This window comes from Mesorhizobium sp. B2-3-4, from assembly GCF_006442315.1.
GTDB lineage: Bacteria > Pseudomonadota > Alphaproteobacteria > Rhizobiales > Rhizobiaceae > Mesorhizobium.
Window position 1 is genome coordinate 196,552 of record NZ_VFVY01000001.1, and the last position, 17,162, is coordinate 213,713.

Below are 17,162 nucleotides of genomic sequence, written 5' to 3' on the forward strand. Positions count from 1 at the left end.
ATCATCCCTTTGCGAGCTTGCGGTCGATGCGGTGAAGCTTGGCCACCTTGGAGGCGATGGCCGTGCGGGCCTTGCGGCGCTCGGAAATGTCGATCACCCCGTCTTCAAGCGCCTCCATCAGCGTCAGCGAGACATCGCTGTCGGCGCGCCGCAGGTCGGTCACGTCGGACAAAGTGACCTCATCGCCGCCGCCGCCGTCGATCGGCTCGAGCCGATAGCCGAGCATGGCGGCAAGCTCGCCCAGCATCAGCGGCGCGCCGAGCTGCCGGTCGAGCGCAACGATCACGGCGGCGTTGATGAAGTTCGGCTCCGATCGCGATCCGTATTTGGAGAGCATGTCGGTCGGCACGCCGGCCACATGCTGGAAGACACCCGGCCCGCCTGCCAGCTTGATCAGCTGCTCGGTGCGCGCCTTGATGCGGATGCGGTCTTCTGGCGTGGTCAGGAAAAGGGCTGGATCGAGCTTCGACATTGGCAGCTTTCGGACAAAGCAAAGCCATCAAGGAATTTCTCTTGCGAAAAGATTCCGTGCAGGCAGGGCGTGGTTGATTCAGTGTGCGGCTATCACCTCATGGAGGCCCGCAAGCAGATGTCCTCATGGTCCGCCACCTCGATACCGATCCGTGCAGCGTTGCTGCATGTGGTCCAGCAGCACGCGCGCCAGATGCGCGCCGCCGTGGCTGTTGACGTAATGGATCAGCAGGTCGTCGAGCGCTCGCATCAGGCCGCAGCGCATGTCGGCCGCGACGAAATGCAGAAGGATGATCTGGTGATCGGAAAGGGTGACGGCGCCAGCGTCAGGGAGCGCAGGAGAAATCGGCGCCGTCTCATCCTCGGTGCTTCCGTTAAAGCGAGGCGCGGAGTTCGAGAGCGCGCCGGCGGAAGGGGCAACAACCGCCGGCGCGCACTCCCGACCGGCGGCGGGGACTGCCGGGCAGGTTTCGAAAGGAACCGCCCCGGATGCGGGAGGAGGTGCATCCGGAGCGGCGCGGTCAGCGTGGGGAGGAGGACACGCTGTGGGGAATTCATAGTCGCTGGCGCCGACCTGGCGCGGCACCAGGCGTTCGGTGAAGCCGGCGCCGGCAAGGCGCGCGCCGCGATCGGCCAGAGCGGGAGACGAAAGGCGCATCTTGATCATGCGGCGCGCCCCTCTTCCGCCGAAACATGGACACAGACCAAGACATCGCTATCGATCGGAATGCGCTCTTCCGACGCCTTCGCCATAAGGGCCGGCCAATATTTCACGGGTATCGATTGGCGCCGGCGCATCTCGGATGCTGCCGAATGCTTGACCCCAATGACTTTCGCCACCGCGCCGGTCCCGCCCAAAGCCTCGAAGATGTCGTGCACCGTTTGCATGGTCGCGGATACAACATCATTCGTGTTGGTGTGTCAACATGATTAGTGTTGAAGCATTTGCGATTGTCCGGCCCATGAACACAATGGGCGATCGGCTGCGTGCAGCTAGAGAAAAGGCTGGTTACAGTTCTGCGGCCAAGGCGGCAGCAGCGCTGGGTGTTTCAGCTTCGACCTTCCGCGCCCATGAAAATGGGCAGAACGAATTCGGTCCAGTCGAGGCAGAGCGATATGCCCGACGCTTCGGGACGTCGGCTGCGCACCTTTTAACCGGGGCAACTGCCACCATTGAGCGCCTGCCCGTTCTCGATAGAGAATCGCTGCCCAAGCCGAACGCCAGTTTCCCACCCCGGTACGAACAGTTCCCGCAAGTCGGCACGATACCGGTGCTTGGGCAGTCAGTTGGTGGACCGAACGGGCGGTTTGTGCTGAACGGCCAGGATGCAGGACGTGTCTTTTGCCCGCCCATGCTTGAAAATGTGGAAGGAGCTTATGCGGTCCGGGTTTACGGCACGTCGATGGAACCTCGCTATTTCGCCGGGGAGACGATATGGATCAACCCGCACGAGCCCGTCAGATCAGGGGATTTCGTGGTGGTTCAAGTCGTTGGCGACGACGAGGATGACAATCGTGACAGCTATATCAAGCAGTTTGTATCTCGGTCGAATAGCTTGGTGCGCCTACGTCAGCTGAACCCTGACGAAGGCGAAAACGAGATGCTAGATTTCCCGACAAAGCGGGTTTTCTCAGTTCATAAGATTGTATTTCAGGCGAGCCTATAGTCCTCTCGACCCAGGTAGGCCGGATGGTCAAATTGCGCGATCTCGGCGGCTTGCGCGGGCACTCGCTGCAACTTAGGTGGCGGCACAGCGCACGATAGGTATGGGCGCCAAGTTCATTTGCCTTTACCAGATTGGAAAGCCGCAAGATCCGGGAATGACCGCAATCGTCGCAGGCCACATAGACACTTGCGAGCTCAATGATCAGCCTCGACGCGTCCGGATTGTCGTTTGATGCGCGCACGTTTCCGGCCGGTGAACCGGCATACTCAGCACTCATTTCCGGTGGCTCCCTGCCTTGTTTTATGTGCGGCAGCATGACTCACTTGCCGGAACACATCAAGAACAAATTAGGGCGAAAATGATTCGGCAGTAGCTCCCCGGGAAAGGCGTTAAGCTAAAAATCAACACGATATATGTTGACATGTTTTGTGTTGATATGTGATGTTCCCCTCCAATCGCTATCCCGCGATGGAGGCAAGACCCATGATCACCACGCAGCAGCGCCCGGCGCCGTCCGTTCCGTCCGGCATCCTCACCGCTCAATCCATCGTCGATCGCATGGCCGACAAGATGCTCGAGATGGGCATGAACAGCACGGCTGTCACCGCCGACACGCTGTTTGAAAATTCCGACTTCACCCGCGAAGACATCGACAAGCACGGCGCCGAGGCCGCGAACCTCGCGCGCCACCGTGCCGTGCGTCAGGTCGGCTGACGGCCATGAAGACTGTCGCCAGCCGCCTCATTGCGGCATCCGAGACCTCGCCCGAGCGTTTCGACTGGATTTCGCGCCAGATCGCGGCCGGCCGCAAGCCGTCCGAGATCCTGCGCGACCTCGAAACCACGGCCGACCGCATCTGCGCCGCCATGGCGGCGGTCGGCATCAGGCTTGCCTTCGCCTCGTCGGCCACCTTCGCGCTGGCCTTCGTCTGGACCGCGATGGGGCTGCGCTGATGGTGCACCCCCTCGACTATGAGCGCATCGCCATCCCGCCCCACGGCGGCGTGCGCATCGTCTGCCACAACTGGCCGAGCTGCGGCTGCGGCGACGACTGCACCCAGCAATCCCCCGAGGATTCGCCGTTCGCCCGCCGCGTCCTGCTCGCCCTGATGATCGCCGTGGCCCTGATCGGGGCAGGGCTGGTCTATGTGGGGTTGCGGTGATGGGTGTCCGCATAAAGACCCTAGGCTATCCGAGCCGGACCGATGCCGTTCTTGCATTGCGGCGGCAAGGCATTTCGACAGCGGAAATCGCCGCCCGCATCGGGATAAAGACCACGACCGTCTCTGCGCTGGAGCATTCCGCAGGTCGTGCCAAGCGTGCCCCGCGCCCGCTCGAAGAACTATGTCGGACGGTCTTGTTTCCGATCGACGTTCTCAACGCATTGGGTCCTCACGCGGCGAAGCGAAACATGCACCCAAACCGCTTGGCTCGTCTCATCGTCGAGACGGTCAGCGACGAGAAGATGATCGACGCCGTTCTGGACGACGCCGACGACTTGGAGGGCTGGGCGAATGGCTGACAAATCCCCCATCGAATGGACCGACGCGACGTGGAATCCCATCGTCGGCTGTTCCATCGTCTCGCCCGGCTGCACCAACTGCTACGCCATGAAGATGGCCGGCCGCATCGAGGCCATGGCAAGAGGCGGTGAGCGCAGCGAACAGGGAAGCAAGAACCCCGGCGCAAAGCACTATGCCGGCACCACGAAGAAGGTGAACGGCAACACCGTCTGGACCGGCAAGCTGGCCCTGGCGCCGGAAAAGACCCTGCTGCAGCCGCTGGCCTGGCGCGCCCCACGTCGCATCTTCGTCAACTCCATGGGCGATCTCTTCCACGAAGACGTGCCCGACGAGTGGATCGACAGGGTGTTCGCCGTCATGGCGCTCGCCCCGCAGCACACATTCCAGGTGCTGACCAAGCGCGCGAAGCGCATGCGGGAGTACTTTGCCGAAACTTGGCAGCGGCCGGCGCGTGCTGCTCTTGAGATTGACGGCATGACGATCCCGGCGCAGCCGGTCGGTGTGACCGATCGCTGGCACCAGATAGATCTCGCCATCGATCGCGTGACCGAGGACACGCTGTTCGACGATGATCGTTTCTGGACGCCGCAAGGTTCTCTCATCGGCCGGCCGGCATGGCCACGTCAGCCCCTGCCAAACGTCTGGCTTGGCATCTCCGCCGAGCGCCAGCAGGAAGCCGACGAGCGTATCCCCGATCTGCTCGCCACGCCGGCGGCAATCCGCTTCGTCTCCGCCGAGCCGCTGCTCGGGCCGATCAACTTTCGACGTATTCGGGTCGCGCCTGATCACCACACAATTATCGACGCCCTGGAGGGGTACGCGATCGCTGACGCGATCTCTGGTTCCGGCCAAGAGCGCACCATGCTCGACTGGATCATCGCCGGCGGCGAGAGCGGGCACCAGGCGCGGGCGATGCATCCTGCGTGGCCGCGTTCGATCCGCGACCAATGCGCTGCCGCCGGTGTCTCGTTCTTCTTCAAGCAATGGGGCGAGTGGCGGCCTTCGACACCGGAGCAGGCCAAGGGCAACCCTAGATCAGGATGGCGCTGCCTCGCCGCTCACCCGCACGTGCCGAAGGTAGACGAACTCTATCCCGAGGCGGGAGCCGAGTTCGTAGAAAATATGGGCAAGAAGGCCGCCGGTCGGATGCTCGACGGTGTCGAGCACAACGCCATGCCCGGCCCAATCGAGGTGCCTGCGCTATGAGTGTCTACGTCGACAATGCCAAGCACCCCTTGGGCCGTCTTTTGATGTGCCACATGTGGGCTGACACGCGCGCCGAGCTGTTCGCCATGGCCGATCGCATTGGCGTCCAGCGCAAATGGTTCCAGCGCCCGCCCGGTATCGGCATCGCCGGCATGGATGCATCGTGGGAGCATTTCGACATTGCCCAGTCCAAGCGCGCGATGGCTGTCGCGGCCGGCGCGATCGAGACGGACAAGTATGGTCCTGTCGAATTCACCGCTCGGCTGAAGGGAGATCAGGCAAAGCTCGACCAGATAGCCGCGCTGCGCGCGAAGGGCTTTGGCGCTGGCGCGCCGCCAGCCGATCCGAAGCAGGGGGCGCTTCTATGATCGACCTCCCCGAACTCGCCCTGTCAGTCCGCCAGCCCTGGACCTGGTCGATCATGCACGCCGGCAAGGACATCGAGAACCGCGACTGGCCAACGCGGGTTCGGGGACGCATCTGCCTGCATGCCGCCAAAGGCATGACGCGCGATGAGTACGAAGACTGCCTCGACACCTTGCATGGCATAAGTCTTGGCCATCATTTCCCGCCACGCCTGACGCTGCCGGCCTTCGACAAGCTCGATCGCGGCGGCATAGTCGGTACCGTCGACATCACCGACTGCGTCAGCGCCAGCAAGAGCCCCTGGTTCTTTGGGCGCTACGGCTTCGTGCTACGCAATCCAGAACCACTACCCGAAATGATCCCGGTCAAGGGCGCGCTCGGCTTCTTCAGATGGCGTGACAATCTCAATGTCGCGCCGGCGGCAAAGCCGATCTCCGCTCAGGGGAGCCTGCTTTGACGCACATCTACCGATGGAATCGCCAAGGCCGGAAAGGCCAGCCATGCCGCGTCACCGCGCGCGGCAAGATGAACTCGATCCGCGTCGAGTTCGCCGACGGCTACGTGATGATCACCAGCGGCAATGCCATCCGCAAATTCAACCCCAAAGGAGAAAGCACATGCCATCCGCAGCCTTGAAATCTACCGTGCCGGCGTCGATCCTGACCAAGGCCGACCCCGATAGTCCGGCCTTCCGCGTCGAGGATCGCCGCCGCCTTTTCCTCAAAGCCGGCACTGTCGTCAGCTTCGGCGCCGGCGGCGTCGAAAACCAGTCCGACCATGAGATCGCGATCAACACCGCCGACCTGGTCGGGGGGCGGGATTTCGCCGTCCTTGCCAATGACGAGGGCGAGGTGGTGGCGATTCCCGATGGCGACGATATCGCCGAAGGTTTCGTCCAGATCGGCGGCTTTCACTTCGCACCCGGCGGCAACGCCACCGGCCGCGCCGGCGGCGATAGCGGGCCGGCGATCAATCCGTTCTCATGCTGGGATTTGAATTTTCGGCCAGCCTGTCCGGACCCGTCGGGCATGGCGCTGATCGATATGCCTGACGGCCATGAAATCTGGGTCGACATCTACAAGCTCGGCGTCAACCACAGGGGTAAGGGTACGAGCCGCTTCGGCGAGACGATTGCCGACGGGCGCGACCTGCCGGAGAAGGCCGACGGCAATGGCAGCGTGCAGGCACTGGACTATGCCACGGCGGTGGCGATCTACGCGCATCACGGCAAGCAACTCCTGTCCTATGACGAATTCCGCATCGCAGCTTATGGCGTGACCGAAAAGACATCGGCGGATCGTGACCCGAAGGTGACCGGGCTGGACGCCGCCCGGACGTCGCAACGCGGCATCATGCAGGCGACCGGCAATCTCTGGGACTGGGGCCACGATGGCGATCCCGACAACCCCCGCGCGTCCATCTTCGGCGGCAGCTGGTACTCCGGCGTCCACGCCGGTTCCCGCTCCGCGTTCCTGGTCTACTGGCCGGGGCTCTCGGCCGGCGACATCTCCGCGCGGGGCCGCAGTGACCACCTGAGGCATGCCTGATCGGCGCGAAAGCGCCGATCCTCACCCCCTTTCAGACAATGAGGATATGACAATGAACGCGACTGCGAAAATCCCCTCCATCGTCATCGAGCGCGCCGATCTTGCCGCATCGATCTTTGCCGTCACCGGCCCCACTGCCATCGCGATCAAGGCTGGAACGATTGTTACCGTCGCCGGCATCGCCCACGCCTTCGAACAGGAAACGCCGATCGAGACGATCACTCTGGTTCCGGGACAGGACTACGGTGTCCATATCGGCGCCGATCGAAACCCCGTGGCGATTCCGATCGGCGCCGGCATCGTCGGCGATGCCGAGAGGTTCGGCGGCTTCCATTTTGCGCCAAGCGGCAATGCCTTGGCTCGCGCCGGCGGCGATGGCGTCCCGGCCATCAACCCGTTCTCATGCTGGGACATCGGCTTCCGCCCGGCCTGTCCGGATCCTCGCGGCATGGCGCTCGTCGAGGGCCGCTTCTGGGCAGACATCTATCTGCTCGGCACCGACCATATTTCCGATGGCACAAGCCGCTGCGGCGCAACCATTGCCGACGGCGTCAGCCTGCCGGTCAAGGCCGACGGCAAGGGCAAATGGGACAAACTCGATTACGCCACGGCGACGGCGATATACGCGCATCACGGCAAGCGCCTGCTCGACGCCGAGGAATTCTTCAGCGCCGCTCATGGCACAACCGAGCGCGCCGCCCGTGACGAGGAACCCGACAAGACCGGCGACATGGCGGACGGCGGTAAAAAATTCGTCTCCATGTGGGGCCTGTTCGACGTCACCGGCACGATGTGGCAGTGGGGTACCGATGGCGATCCCGACAACCCCCGCGCGTCCATCTTCGGCGGCTGCTGGTACTCCGGCGGCCGCGCCGGTTCCCGCTACGCGAGCCTGGTCTACTGGCCGGAGGTCTCGCTCGACGACATCTCCGCGCGGGGCCGCAGTGACCACCTGAATCCTGCCACCTAGCCGGCGCGAAAGCGCCGGCTCCCTTCAGCCCGGAGCGTCGCCATGACCATAATCCGTGACGAGCATGCCGCAACGCCCGGGCTGGCGATCATCGACAAATACGAGGAAGCCGTGACCTATCTCTACCCGATCCTGCAACGCTGCCCGCGCGTGCACGGCAATGTCCGCGACACGATGATGGCGGTGTTGTTCGACCAGGTCGGCCTGTTCTACCAGGCCGCCAAGTCACGGCAGCCCTCGAAACTTTACGCGGCCGACGCCAATTTGGCGACGCTGCGTTTCTGGTTGCGCTTTGCGGCTGACCGCAGGCTCAAGATCATCTCGACCGGCCAGCACAAGGCGATGCTTCGCCTGCTGGCCGAGGTCGGCGCGATGCTTGGGGCCTGGATCAAGACCGCCAAGGGCAACGGGTGAACGGGGACATGATGCGGCGCGCGTCCATCTTCGGCGGCAGCTGGTACTCCGGCGACAACGCCGGTTCCCGCTACGCGAACCTGGACTACTGGCCGGAGAACTCGAACGACGACATCTCCGCGCGGGGCCGCAGTGACGATCCTTTCCCGGCTCGGCGGCGGTCAAGGCCACGCCGGCCATCTGCTTTGTACGAGGTCCCCGCCAGTGAGCGCGCCAGCGCGAAACTTAAGGGCGGGGCAATCGAACAGGGTGGTCAGCCCGGTCATCCGGCTTCGGCGAACACATCAAGCGGTCCGGTACAGCGGGGAGTAGCGGGCACAGCCCGTCGAAACCCGCGACCGGCAACGAGGGGGAGAAAGCCCTTGGCCATGAAATACCGTAATCTCATTCAGGCGATCACCAGCGACGCCACCATGCTCGAGGCGCTGCGCCTGACCAGCCGCAGCAAGCGGCTTGCGCCAGCCCGCCTGGAGTTCAAGGAATTCGCCGCACTCAATCTCGACCGCCTGGCGCGCGAAATGGCAGACGGTAGCTACCAGCAGGGCGAGCCGCACGAGTTCAACATCTTCGATCCCAAGCTGCGCACCATATCGGCACTGCCGTTTCGCGACCGCATCGCGCAACACGCGCTGTTCCATGTCATCGCGCCGATCTTCGACGCCACGCTTCTGCCGCGCACTTTCGCCTGCCGGCCCGGCAAGGGAACGCATGCGGCGATGATCATGCTGCAGGCGGACATCCGCCGCCTCACCCGGAATGGCGATCCGCTGTTCGTCCTGAAAACCGATTTCTCGAAATACTTCGCTTCGATCGACCGCGCTGTTCTGTGGCGGCTCATCGAAGCCAAGATTTCCTGCATGGCAACCTTGCGCCTCATCGAGGAAATGCTGCCGCGCCAGGGCATCGGCCTGCCGATCGGCAGCCTGGTCAGCCAGATATTCGCCAATGTCTACGGCGGCATCGTCGACAGGCATCTTCAGCAGGATCTCGGCGAGCGCTGGTGGTACCGTTACATGGACGACATCGTCATCCTGGGCCGCTCGTCGGAGCATCTGGCCAGGGTGCGGCAGTCGATCGAGGTGCTATCGCGCGAGCAGCTCGGCCTGCGCTTCTCCAAATGGTCTATCCAGCCGGCTGGCCGGGGCGTCAACTTCGTCGGCTACCGCATCTGGGCCACCCACAAACTGTTGCGACGCGACAGCGTCACCAGGGCGCGCCGCAAGATCAGCGCCTACCGCGCGTCCGGCGATTATACGCGGCTGAATAAGTTCCTCGCCGCTTGGACCGGTCATGCCGGCTGGGCCGACAGCCACAATCTGATGCGCAGCCTTGGGCTGGAGGAGGGAACGTGACACACGCCCACCCTCCGCAACCGTCATCCGTCCGCTTCCCGGTGCAGCCGCGCCTGGTGCCGCCGATCAAGGCGGCGCGCTATCTGCATTTGACGCTGGCCGAATTCGCCGAAAAGCTGTCGGCGCTGCAAATGCAGGGCTTTCCCAAGGCATGCCCGATCACCGGCAATTACGACCTTGTGGCGATCGACGCGTGGCAGGACAAGCGCTCCGGCCTTGCCGGCGGCGCGCCGTCGGCGCAGTCTAGCGCCGACATCGCAAAGGCGAGGCTGGCGACCCTTGGCTAAGATCAAGCTGAAGCATTACGTCGTCCGCAAGGGCAAGTACGGCTACTGGCTGCCGACGCCGAAGATGGTCGCGGCCGGCTTCTCCTGCATTTCCTGCGGCCTCGACGGGCCGGAGGCGTGGGCGGTCGCCCGGGAATGGGAAGACCGCTGGCAATTGGCTCGCAAGGGGCTGGAGACGCCGCGGCTCGACACATGGCCGAAGGATTCCATCGGCGATGCGTTCGCCCGCTACCGCCGCATGGAGGCCTGGAAGCGCATGGCGCCGCGCACCCGCGAGGACTGGGAACGCGGCTGGACCTACATCGAACCCTATTTCGCCGACCTGCCACCAGCCGACATCACCCTCGAGCTGCTCGACGACTGGTATGCACGGCTGCTGCGCGCCAAGGGCATCGACATCGCCTATCGCGCCGTGAAGACATGGCGGTCGCTCTACAACGTCATGGCCGGGCTGAAACTATGCACGCCCAAGGCGGATCCGTCGCTGGCCATTCGCCGCAAGACACCAAACGCCCGCCACCAGGTGTGGACCGAGGGCGAAGCGGTGCGGCTGGTCAAGGGCGCATGGCGCAACGGCTTCCGCGGCCTCGCCTGCATCGTCGCCGTCGCATGGGACACCAGTTTCTCGCCGGTCGACGTGCGCACGCTGACCCCGGCGCAGGCCATGCAGACGGCGAAGGAATGGGGTTTCCTGATCGAACGCACCAAGAGCGGCGAATCAGCCTTCGGCACGCTGTCGGCGCGCACCCAGCGCCTGGTGCTGGCCTATATCGACCAGCTCGGCGCGACCTTGCTCGACGATGCGCCGATCTTTCGCTCCCGCGGCTTTGCCCCGGGACCGAAGGGCGGGCGCCCCCGCGCCGGCGCGCCCTACACCAAGGATTCGCTGGTCGACGATTTCGCCGACTTGCGCAGGCTGGTGTTCGGGGCAGGGGAAAAGCGCCGATTGATGGACATGCGGCGATCGGGCGCGGTCGAAGCCAACGCCGGCGGCGCGTCCGTCGAGGCGATCTCAGCCAAGATGGGCAATTCCATCGACGAGAACAAGGCGCTGCAGAAGACCTATATGCCGGTCAATCTCGCAGCCGTCCGTGCCGCCGACGCCAGCCGCCGCAAGGGCAGGGCGCTGCTCGGTCAGGAACGCAACGAATACAAAAAGTTGAAACTATCCGAAAAATGAAAGTTGAAACTTTTCCAAGGGGGGCAGCTCAACCCCTTGGAATAAATGGCGCGAGTGACGGGGCTCGAACCCGCGACCTCCGGCGTGACAGGCCGGCACTCTAACCAACTGAGCTACACCCGCGCATTGACGAGCACGTGTCAGCCGTGTTCGTCGTTGGGGCGCTGGATAAGGGGTTCGCCACCGGGTGTCAAGCGCACCAAACCATCATAACAGCAAACTGGAGAAGGTTTTTTGACAGCCGGCGTTTTGGTCGCAGATAAGGCCGCCGAACACGGCGCCGGCTGATCATTTGGCCTTGCGAAGCGGGTCCCGACCGCTTAAAGGTCCGGCCCGGAGCGGGCGATTAGCTCAGTTGGTAGAGCGCTTCGTTTACACCGAAGATGTCGGCGGTTCGAGCCCGTCATCGCCCACCACTTGGCCATCTGGTTTTTAACTATTTCGCATCGTCGGCCGGCCGTAAGGGCCCGAGCCGACATCTAAAAGACAGGTGTGATGCGCTTTTGGATGTTTCCCTTTCGTCGAGACATTTTGGCATCCCTGATTGCATGCCTGCTGGTTTCCGGCTGCTTCGACCTGAAGCAGGATCTGGCATTCCGGCGTGACGGGACGGCTACGGCCAACGTCCGCATAGCTGTCGATGCCACGGCGCTTGCAATGGCCAAGGACGTCAACAGCAAATGGTGCAGTTCTGAAAAGCTGTTGTCTTTCAAGGGAATCACCGGAAGCACCGAGCGCACGACCGAAGGAGGGGATGAAGTCTGCTCCGTGTCTTTCTCCGGAAAGACGGAGGATCTCGTCGCCGCTCTTTCGAACGCAAATGTCGGGGGCGACAAGAGGCAAGGCGTTCAACTCAACCGTATTGGGGAAAACTACGAATTCGTCGTCGATTTCCCCAGTCTGAAGCCAACGGACAAGTATTCCAACGACCCGATGGCGCAGGGGTTGCGTACGCTCATCCTGGCGAAGATGTCCGGCAGGCACATCGCCTGGACCCTGACCGCACCGCGCATCATCGAGACCAGCGGCACCATTTCGGAAGACGGACGGACCGCGTCATATTCGCGACCGCTCGCCACGGTATTTTCGAGCGACCGGCCCACGACCTTTCGCGCCGTGTTCTCGCTGGAGCCGCCCGGAATGTTCCAACAATTGTTGAACTGGTTTCGATAGGGCCGAAAAGCGGCGCCCCGAGCCAGGCTCACGGCGGCACCATCCGGAAATCCTTTCCCTCCGGCAGCAATTGTCCGCCGTCGACGACGATCGTCGTGCCGGTGATGTAGCTGGCGTCGTCCGAGGCGAGGAATAGGAAGGCGTTGGCCACGTCGCGCGGACTGCCGAGCCGGCCGAGCGGGATCGAATCCTCCATGTTCTTGATATAGGCCGCGCCCCGATGCTCCTGGATGGCTTCGGTGAGGATGTTGCCGGGTTCGACGCCGTTGACGGTGATGCCGTATCCGGAGAATTCGAGCGCCGCGGAACGGATGAAGCCGTTGATGCCGGCCTTGGTCGCCGCATAGTGGCCGTGGCCAGGGCTGGTGACATGCGGACCGGTGATGGAGGAGGTGTAGAGCATGCGGCCGAAGCGCTGTGCCTTCATCGGCACCAGCGCCGCGCGGCTGGCATTGAAGGTGCCGCGCAGATTGACGGCCATGACGCGGTCCCAGTCGTCGGCGCTGGTGTTCTCGATCAACTGCCAGGGATAGATGCCGGCATTCTGGACGATGATGTCGAGGCGGCCATGGTGTTTCAGCGAAAGCGCCACCGCGGCCTCGGCGTCGCCCATTTGCGAGATGTCGGTGCGGATGAAGGGGACGCCGAGTTCATCGGCACTTGCTTGCCCGACTTTATCATCCGAATCGGCCAGCACCAGCCTTGCGCCTTCCTCGGCGAAGCGCAACGCGATGCCCTTGCCGATGCCGCGCGCAGCGCCGATGATCAGCGCCACCTTGTCCTTCAATCGTCCGGTCATGCGAGCCGTCCTGTCACGCCAGTCTTTGGCGAATGGTTTGCTTGAATGCGTCGAGCAGCACGGCGGCCAGCACCAGAAGGCCGTGGATGACCTGGGTGAAGTTGGCGGGCAGCCCCATCAGGTTGATCGCCGTGTTGATGGCCGAGAGCAGGAGCACGCCGGCATAGACGCCGGGCAGGGTGCCGACCCCGCCTTTCAGGCTGACGCCGCCGATGACCACCGCCGCAAAGGCGTTGAACAGAAGCCCGACACCGAGATTGGCGGTGGCGCCCGACGTGCGGATGGCCAGCAGCCATCCGGCAAGGCCGGCGATGGCGCCGGCAAGCACGAAAGCGATGATCAGGTTGCGGTTCACCCGGATGCCGGCGCGGAAGGTTGCCGTCTCATTGCCGCCGATCATCACGAGATGCCGGCCGAACGGGGTCTTGGCCATGATCAGCGAGAAGACGACGAAGCAGGCGATGGCGATCCAGGCGGTGAGCGGCAGGCCGATCAGCCGCTGGATGCCGAACCAGCGGATGGCCGGCGCCAGGTCCTGCGCCGAGCGGCCGCCCGAAATGACCAGCACCAGGCCGCGCACCCAGATGTAGGACGCGAGCGTGATGATGAAGGCGCTCATCTTGACCTTGACCACGAGATAGCCGTTGAACGCGCCGATGAGGCCGCCGACGGCAAGCGCCAGTAGCAGCGACACCGGCACCATCAGCCATTCCGGGTGCAACTGAACGCCCATGCCGATGCCCGATGAACAGAACAGGATACCCACCGCCATGGCGCTGAGCGCGGCGACGGACTCGACGGACAGGTCCATGTGGCCGGCAATGATGACCAGCGCCAGGCCGATCGACATCACGCCGAGCACACTCGATGCCTCGATGATGTTGGCGAAAATGCCGAGCTGGAAATAGTTCGGGATGAAGATGGAAAAGACCACCAGCACGAACAGCAGCATGAACCAGACGAGGTTGTCGAGGACGAACTCCAGGGCATGGCGGGTGCGGGGGTTCATGGGCTGATCCGGCTGGCGCACGGCTCGACGATCATCCGATCTTCGAAAAGGCGCGGATTGGAATTGCAGGATATTGGCTCCGGACCGGGATGGCCCGGAGCGGTTTCAGGCGACGTGCCTATTCGACCGACTTGACCGTATCCGTCGGCGGCTTCTGGTTACCCCAGAAGGCGGGATTGTCGACGTTTTCCTTGGTGATCGCGGCGCCCGGAATCTTGATGTTCGGACCCCACGCTTCCTTGGTGACGACCGATTTCAGACCGAGCACGTCATAGTCGCCGGGCTTGATCTCCTGCTTGTTGGCGACCTTGTCCATGAACATGGCGACGGCCGCTGCCTGCGCGTAGAGCGGCTGCTCGACTTCGACGTTGAGCCAGCCCTTGCGAATCAGGTCGAGGCCGACCGGCGCGCCGTTCGAACTCATCAGCATGACGTCGCCCGGCTTCTTGCCGGCGGCCTCGAGCGAGGCGACGGCGGCGACCGACAGGTGAGCGGCATGGCTGAAGATGAGGTCGATGTCGGGATTGGCAAGCATCTGGTCGGCGACGATGGTGCCGGCATTGCTGGCTTCCCATTGCATGGCCGGCAGCGAGATGATCTTGACGTCCGGGAACGCCTTCATTTTCTCCTCGAAACCCTTCTGGATGTCGAGCGTGTAGGGGTCGCCGGGGTCACCCAGCACCTGCAGGACCTTGCCCTTCACCGACCCGTTCTTGGCTTTGAGAAGCTTTTCGGCCTGGTCGGCGGCGATATGGCCGATCTCGACCGTGCCCGCCACGGATGTGAAATCGGAGGGCGTCGAGGTGATCTGGCGGTCGAACTCGACCACCGGGATGCCGGCGGCGCGGGCGGCCTCGATCGACGGTTTCAGTGCGTTGAAATCGACAGCGGCCAGGATGATGGCCTTGGGCTTCAGCGCGATGACGTCGTTCATCTGCGACTGCTGGGCGTCGGTCTTGTTGTCGGCGTTCAGCGTCTTCATCTCGTAGCCGACCTGTTTCAGGAACAGCTCAAGCGCGGTCACCGAGCCGGTCTGGAACTCGTCGAGCAATGTCGGCACCATGTAATAGACGGTCCCCTTGGACTGGGCGAATGCCGGCGTGAGCGTGGCAAAGGCCAGTGCCAGGATACCGAAGACAGCAAGAAGTATTCGCTTCATGTCGTTCGCTCCCTGTTGAGCCGGACCCCTCCTTGTCCCTCAGCCCGCCGGTCCGGCACCGGCAAGCGTCTCGCCGGTGATCATGTTGATCACCGCATCGGGACTTGTTTTGTTGCGCGCAACGTCCCCCGCCACGACGCCTTGGCGGATCACCACGATCCGGTCGGCGACTTGAAAGGCCTGCTGCATGATATGGGTGATGATGACGACGCCAATGCCCTGCTTCGCGACCTGGCGGATCATGTCGAGACCGCGCCGCGTCTGTTCGACGCCAAGGGCGGCGAACGGCTCGTCGAGCAGCACCAGCTTGCCGCCCCAATGCACGAAGCGGTTGAGCTCGATCGCCTGCCGCTGGCCGCCCGAGAGATGCTCGACATTGGTGCGCAGGGATGGAATGCGCGTGCCGGCGCTGGCCAGCGCCTTGCCGACGACGGCTTCCATGGCGCGCTCGTCGAGCACGGGAATGCCAAGCACTTTCCTGGTGATCTCGCGGCCCATGAAGAAATTGGCCACCACATCGACATTGGTGCACAGCGACAGGTCCTGGTAGACGGTTTCGATGCCCGCCGCCTTGGCCTCCGCCGGCGACCGGGCCAGGAACTCCTTGCCTTCGAACAGCATGCGGCCGGAGGTCGGCTCCAGCCCGCCGGCGATGATCTTGACCAGCGTCGATTTGCCGGCGCCGTTGTCGCCGAGCAACGCGACCACTTCGCCCTTGCCGATGGAAAAGCTGATTCCCTTCAGCGCTTCGATGGCACCATAGTTCTTGGTGACGTTGTCGAGCACCAGCAGCGGTTCGCTCATGCGGCTATCCCCCTGGCCGACAGGATATCGCGGCCGCGCTCGCGCTCGGCGGCGAACATCTGGCCGAAGCGCGGCGACAGCACCCCCGAGACGGCAAGTGCCGCCGCGCCGCGCAGCACGGCATGCTGGCCGCCGCTGGCGACGATGACGCGCGGCGTCTTACGGTCGGCGCGGGCCGAAACCGAATTGTGCAGCGGTTCGGCCGCGTCTGCCAGGTGTTCGAGCAGGTCCGACGTCGCCAGTCCGCCGAGCACGACCGTCTCGGGATCGAAGAGGTTTTCGATGATGGCGATGGCATTGCGGAAGATCGGGCCGACCTGCGCCACCCAGTCGGCGTCATTGCCGGCCCGGCGGCCTCGCGCTTCGAGCGAGATATAGCGCTCAAGGCAACCTCGGTTGCCGCAGGGGCAAAGTTCGCCATCAGGGACGACGGGAATATGGCCGATTTCGCCCGCATTGCCCCAGGCGCCGCGCAGGACGCTGCCGTCATGCATCATGGCGCCGCCCAGTCCGACGCCGAAATAGAGGTAGTAATAGTCGGAATGGCGGGCGCCGATGCCATAGAGCCGCTCGCCCATCGCGGCGGCGGCCATGTCGCTCTCGAAGAACGCCGGCAATCCCGTCGCGGCAGTCAGCCGCTCACGCAGCGCCACGTGCTTCCAGCCGGCCATCGTGGTCGGGCCGACAAAGCTCATCGAGTCCACGTCGAACGGGCCGGGAAGCGCCATGCCGATGCCGATGACACGGCCGCCGGGCCGCTTGCCCGTCAGGTCGCCGACCATGACGCCAATCTGTTCGAACGCGTGATCGGGCGCGGCGTTGGGCGCTTCGCGGTGTGAACTCTCGATGACGTCGCCGCTGAGATTGATCAGCGCGGCATCTATTCCAAGCGGCGTCAGGTGGATGCCGACCGCATAGCCGCCTTCCGGATTGATGCGCAGCGTCGCCGGCGGCAGGCCGCGCCCCTTCGGCTCCTCGCGCACCGACAGGATATAGCCCTGTTCCTCCAGTTCGCGAACGATGGTCGATACGGTCTGGACAGTGAGCCCGACGCGGGCGGCGATCTCGCCACGGGCGGTTGGCCCGTGAAGGCGGATGGACTCAAGCACGATGCGCCGGTTGTACGGCCGCCCGAACTCCTGATTGGTCCCCCGCAATGCCATGCCTTGCGCCCCTGTTGACGTAAGGTTCGCATCAAACATTTATTCAGTCAAATGGAATTCAAAAATAGATCGA

At 63.6% G+C, this 17,162-nt stretch carries 23 protein-coding genes and 2 tRNA genes; 17 read left to right on the plus strand and 8 right to left on the minus strand.

What is annotated here, in order from left to right; all coding sequences use genetic code 11:
• Window position 1: 1 nt before the first annotated feature.
• Entirely contained in the window at window positions 2–472 is a 471-nt protein-coding gene (locus FJ967_RS01145; protein ID WP_140729885.1) for a hypothetical protein, read from the minus strand.
• Between the two features lie 123 nt (window positions 473–595).
• The gene (locus tag FJ967_RS01150; protein ID WP_140729886.1) at window positions 596–1,138 is read right to left on the minus strand and encodes a hypothetical protein; all 543 of its coding nucleotides are present in this window, start codon (window positions 1,136–1,138) and stop codon (window positions 596–598) included.
• A gap of 259 nt (window positions 1,139–1,397) precedes the next feature.
• On the opposite strand from FJ967_RS01150, the gene FJ967_RS01155 reads away from it, so the two are divergent.
• The 15 genes from FJ967_RS01155 to FJ967_RS01230 all read left to right on the plus strand — a co-directional run bounded on the left by FJ967_RS01155 (window position 1,398) and on the right by FJ967_RS01230 (window position 10,982).
• Window positions 1,398–2,138 carry a helix-turn-helix transcriptional regulator gene (locus FJ967_RS01155; protein ID WP_140729887.1) on the plus strand — a complete coding sequence of 247 codons (741 nt, stop codon included), beginning with the start codon at window positions 1,398–1,400 and terminating at the stop codon, window positions 2,136–2,138.
• A 483-nt stretch (window positions 2,139–2,621) separates the two neighbouring features.
• A complete protein-coding gene (locus tag FJ967_RS01165; protein ID WP_140729888.1) occupies window positions 2,622–2,852 on the plus strand; it encodes a hypothetical protein in 231 nt (76 codons plus the stop codon).
• A 5-nt stretch (window positions 2,853–2,857) separates the two neighbouring features.
• Window positions 2,858–3,091, plus strand: a complete 234-nt coding sequence (locus FJ967_RS01170; protein ID WP_140729889.1) for a hypothetical protein — start codon at window positions 2,858–2,860, stop codon at window positions 3,089–3,091.
• Window positions 3,091–3,300: a hypothetical protein gene (locus FJ967_RS01175; protein WP_140729890.1), complete on the plus strand. Its 210-nt coding sequence runs from the start codon at window positions 3,091–3,093 to the stop codon at window positions 3,298–3,300. Before FJ967_RS01170 ends, FJ967_RS01175 begins: the two co-directional genes overlap by 1 nt.
• Window positions 3,300–3,659: a hypothetical protein gene (locus tag FJ967_RS01180; protein ID WP_140729891.1), complete on the plus strand. Its 360-nt coding sequence runs from the start codon at window positions 3,300–3,302 to the stop codon at window positions 3,657–3,659. The genes FJ967_RS01175 and FJ967_RS01180 overlap by 1 nt, the downstream gene beginning before the upstream one ends.
• Window positions 3,652–4,866: a phage Gp37/Gp68 family protein gene (locus FJ967_RS01185; protein ID WP_140729892.1), complete on the plus strand. Its 1,215-nt coding sequence runs from the start codon at window positions 3,652–3,654 to the stop codon at window positions 4,864–4,866. The genes FJ967_RS01180 and FJ967_RS01185 overlap by 8 nt, the downstream gene beginning before the upstream one ends.
• Window positions 4,863–5,234: a DUF4031 domain-containing protein gene (locus FJ967_RS01190; RefSeq protein ID WP_140729893.1), complete on the plus strand. Its 372-nt coding sequence runs from the start codon at window positions 4,863–4,865 to the stop codon at window positions 5,232–5,234. Before FJ967_RS01185 ends, FJ967_RS01190 begins: the two co-directional genes overlap by 4 nt.
• Window positions 5,231–5,689, plus strand: a complete 459-nt coding sequence (locus FJ967_RS01195) for an ASCH domain-containing protein (protein ID WP_140729894.1) — start codon at window positions 5,231–5,233, stop codon at window positions 5,687–5,689. Before FJ967_RS01190 ends, FJ967_RS01195 begins: the two co-directional genes overlap by 4 nt.
• Window positions 5,686–5,868 (plus strand): hypothetical protein, encoded by a 183-nt coding sequence (locus FJ967_RS01200; RefSeq protein ID WP_140729895.1) that lies wholly within the window; start codon window positions 5,686–5,688, stop codon window positions 5,866–5,868. The genes FJ967_RS01195 and FJ967_RS01200 overlap by 4 nt, the downstream gene beginning before the upstream one ends.
• Window positions 5,850–6,779 (plus strand): hypothetical protein, encoded by a 930-nt coding sequence (locus tag FJ967_RS01205; protein WP_140729896.1) that lies wholly within the window; start codon window positions 5,850–5,852, stop codon window positions 6,777–6,779. Before FJ967_RS01200 ends, FJ967_RS01205 begins: the two co-directional genes overlap by 19 nt.
• A 52-nt stretch (window positions 6,780–6,831) precedes the next feature.
• Entirely contained in the window at window positions 6,832–7,749 is a 918-nt protein-coding gene (locus FJ967_RS01210; RefSeq protein WP_140729897.1) for a hypothetical protein, read from the plus strand.
• A 42-nt stretch (window positions 7,750–7,791) separates the two neighbouring features.
• Window positions 7,792–8,163 (plus strand): diversity-generating retroelement protein Avd, encoded by a 372-nt coding sequence (avd, locus tag FJ967_RS01215; protein ID WP_140729898.1) that lies wholly within the window; start codon window positions 7,792–7,794, stop codon window positions 8,161–8,163.
• Between the two features lie 368 nt (window positions 8,164–8,531).
• The gene (locus tag FJ967_RS01220; RefSeq protein ID WP_246675154.1) at window positions 8,532–9,515 is read left to right on the plus strand and encodes a reverse transcriptase/maturase family protein; all 984 of its coding nucleotides are present in this window, start codon (window positions 8,532–8,534) and stop codon (window positions 9,513–9,515) included.
• Window positions 9,512–9,802, plus strand: coding sequence for a hypothetical protein (locus FJ967_RS01225; RefSeq protein ID WP_140729900.1), 291 nt, complete (start codon window positions 9,512–9,514; stop codon window positions 9,800–9,802). Before FJ967_RS01220 ends, FJ967_RS01225 begins: the two co-directional genes overlap by 4 nt.
• Window positions 9,795–10,982 carry a hypothetical protein gene (locus tag FJ967_RS01230; protein WP_140729901.1) on the plus strand — a complete coding sequence of 396 codons (1,188 nt, stop codon included), beginning with the start codon at window positions 9,795–9,797 and terminating at the stop codon, window positions 10,980–10,982. The genes FJ967_RS01225 and FJ967_RS01230 overlap by 8 nt, the downstream gene beginning before the upstream one ends.
• 46 nt (window positions 10,983–11,028) lie before the next feature.
• Here FJ967_RS01230 and FJ967_RS01235 read toward each other — a convergent pair.
• A tRNA-Asp gene (locus FJ967_RS01235) sits at window positions 11,029–11,105 on the minus strand.
• Between the two features lie 217 nt (window positions 11,106–11,322).
• Here FJ967_RS01235 and FJ967_RS01240 point away from each other — a divergent pair.
• Both FJ967_RS01240 and FJ967_RS01245 read left to right on the plus strand, forming a co-directional pair.
• Window positions 11,323–11,398 (plus strand) — tRNA-Val (locus tag FJ967_RS01240).
• A gap of 79 nt (window positions 11,399–11,477) precedes the next feature.
• Window positions 11,478–12,155, plus strand: coding sequence for a hypothetical protein (locus FJ967_RS01245; protein WP_140729902.1), 678 nt, complete (start codon window positions 11,478–11,480; stop codon window positions 12,153–12,155).
• A gap of 28 nt (window positions 12,156–12,183) precedes the next feature.
• Here the strand turns inward: FJ967_RS01245 and FJ967_RS01250 are convergent, their stop codons facing one another.
• The 5 genes from FJ967_RS01250 to FJ967_RS01270 form a co-directional block, all read right to left on the minus strand.
• Entirely contained in the window at window positions 12,184–12,954 is a 771-nt protein-coding gene (locus FJ967_RS01250) for an SDR family NAD(P)-dependent oxidoreductase (protein WP_140729903.1), read from the minus strand.
• Window positions 12,955–12,967: 13 nt separating this feature from the next.
• Complete coding sequence (locus FJ967_RS01255) at window positions 12,968–13,963, minus strand: ABC transporter permease (RefSeq protein ID WP_140729904.1); 996 nt, start codon at window positions 13,961–13,963, stop codon at window positions 12,968–12,970.
• A gap of 118 nt (window positions 13,964–14,081) precedes the next feature.
• The gene (locus tag FJ967_RS01260) at window positions 14,082–15,122 is read right to left on the minus strand and encodes a sugar ABC transporter substrate-binding protein (protein WP_140729905.1); all 1,041 of its coding nucleotides are present in this window, start codon (window positions 15,120–15,122) and stop codon (window positions 14,082–14,084) included.
• A 39-nt stretch (window positions 15,123–15,161) separates the two neighbouring features.
• Window positions 15,162–15,926, minus strand: a complete 765-nt coding sequence (locus FJ967_RS01265; RefSeq protein ID WP_140729906.1) for an ATP-binding cassette domain-containing protein — start codon at window positions 15,924–15,926, stop codon at window positions 15,162–15,164.
• Complete coding sequence (locus tag FJ967_RS01270) at window positions 15,923–17,089, minus strand: ROK family transcriptional regulator (RefSeq protein WP_140729907.1); 1,167 nt, start codon at window positions 17,087–17,089, stop codon at window positions 15,923–15,925. Before FJ967_RS01270 ends, FJ967_RS01265 begins: the two co-directional genes overlap by 4 nt.
• Between the last annotated feature and the right edge of the window lie 73 nt (window positions 17,090–17,162).

What these genes read in the sequence shown, in the direction of transcription:
- FJ967_RS01145 (WP_140729885.1), bottom strand. Translation starts at nt 472, where the DNA reads ATGTCGAAGCTCGATCCAGCCCTTTTCCTGACCACGCCAGAAGACCGC.
- FJ967_RS01150 (WP_140729886.1), bottom strand. Translation starts at nt 1,138, where the DNA reads ATGATCAAGATGCGCCTTTCGTCTCCCGCTCTGGCCGATCGCGGCGCG.
- FJ967_RS01155 (WP_140729887.1), top strand. Translation starts at nt 1,398, where the DNA reads ATGATTAGTGTTGAAGCATTTGCGATTGTCCGGCCCATGAACACAATG.
- FJ967_RS01165 (WP_140729888.1), top strand. Translation starts at nt 2,622, where the DNA reads ATGATCACCACGCAGCAGCGCCCGGCGCCGTCCGTTCCGTCCGGCATC.
- FJ967_RS01170 (WP_140729889.1), top strand. Translation starts at nt 2,858, where the DNA reads ATGAAGACTGTCGCCAGCCGCCTCATTGCGGCATCCGAGACCTCGCCC.
- FJ967_RS01175 (WP_140729890.1), top strand. Translation starts at nt 3,091, where the DNA reads ATGGTGCACCCCCTCGACTATGAGCGCATCGCCATCCCGCCCCACGGC.
- FJ967_RS01180 (WP_140729891.1), top strand. Translation starts at nt 3,300, where the DNA reads ATGGGTGTCCGCATAAAGACCCTAGGCTATCCGAGCCGGACCGATGCC.
- FJ967_RS01185 (WP_140729892.1), top strand. Translation starts at nt 3,652, where the DNA reads ATGGCTGACAAATCCCCCATCGAATGGACCGACGCGACGTGGAATCCC.
- FJ967_RS01190 (WP_140729893.1), top strand. Translation starts at nt 4,863, where the DNA reads ATGAGTGTCTACGTCGACAATGCCAAGCACCCCTTGGGCCGTCTTTTG.
- FJ967_RS01195 (WP_140729894.1), top strand. Translation starts at nt 5,231, where the DNA reads ATGATCGACCTCCCCGAACTCGCCCTGTCAGTCCGCCAGCCCTGGACC.
- FJ967_RS01205 (WP_140729896.1), top strand. Translation starts at nt 5,850, where the DNA reads ATGCCATCCGCAGCCTTGAAATCTACCGTGCCGGCGTCGATCCTGACC.
- FJ967_RS01210 (WP_140729897.1), top strand. Translation starts at nt 6,832, where the DNA reads ATGAACGCGACTGCGAAAATCCCCTCCATCGTCATCGAGCGCGCCGAT.
- avd (WP_140729898.1), top strand. Translation starts at nt 7,792, where the DNA reads ATGACCATAATCCGTGACGAGCATGCCGCAACGCCCGGGCTGGCGATC.
- FJ967_RS01220 (WP_246675154.1), top strand. Translation starts at nt 8,532, where the DNA reads ATGAAATACCGTAATCTCATTCAGGCGATCACCAGCGACGCCACCATG.
- FJ967_RS01245 (WP_140729902.1), top strand. Translation starts at nt 11,478, where the DNA reads ATGCGCTTTTGGATGTTTCCCTTTCGTCGAGACATTTTGGCATCCCTG.
- FJ967_RS01250 (WP_140729903.1), bottom strand. Translation starts at nt 12,954, where the DNA reads ATGACCGGACGATTGAAGGACAAGGTGGCGCTGATCATCGGCGCTGCG.
- FJ967_RS01255 (WP_140729904.1), bottom strand. Translation starts at nt 13,963, where the DNA reads ATGAACCCCCGCACCCGCCATGCCCTGGAGTTCGTCCTCGACAACCTC.
- FJ967_RS01260 (WP_140729905.1), bottom strand. Translation starts at nt 15,122, where the DNA reads ATGAAGCGAATACTTCTTGCTGTCTTCGGTATCCTGGCACTGGCCTTT.
- FJ967_RS01265 (WP_140729906.1), bottom strand. Translation starts at nt 15,926, where the DNA reads ATGAGCGAACCGCTGCTGGTGCTCGACAACGTCACCAAGAACTATGGT.
- FJ967_RS01270 (WP_140729907.1), bottom strand. Translation starts at nt 17,089, where the DNA reads ATGGCATTGCGGGGGACCAATCAGGAGTTCGGGCGGCCGTACAACCGG.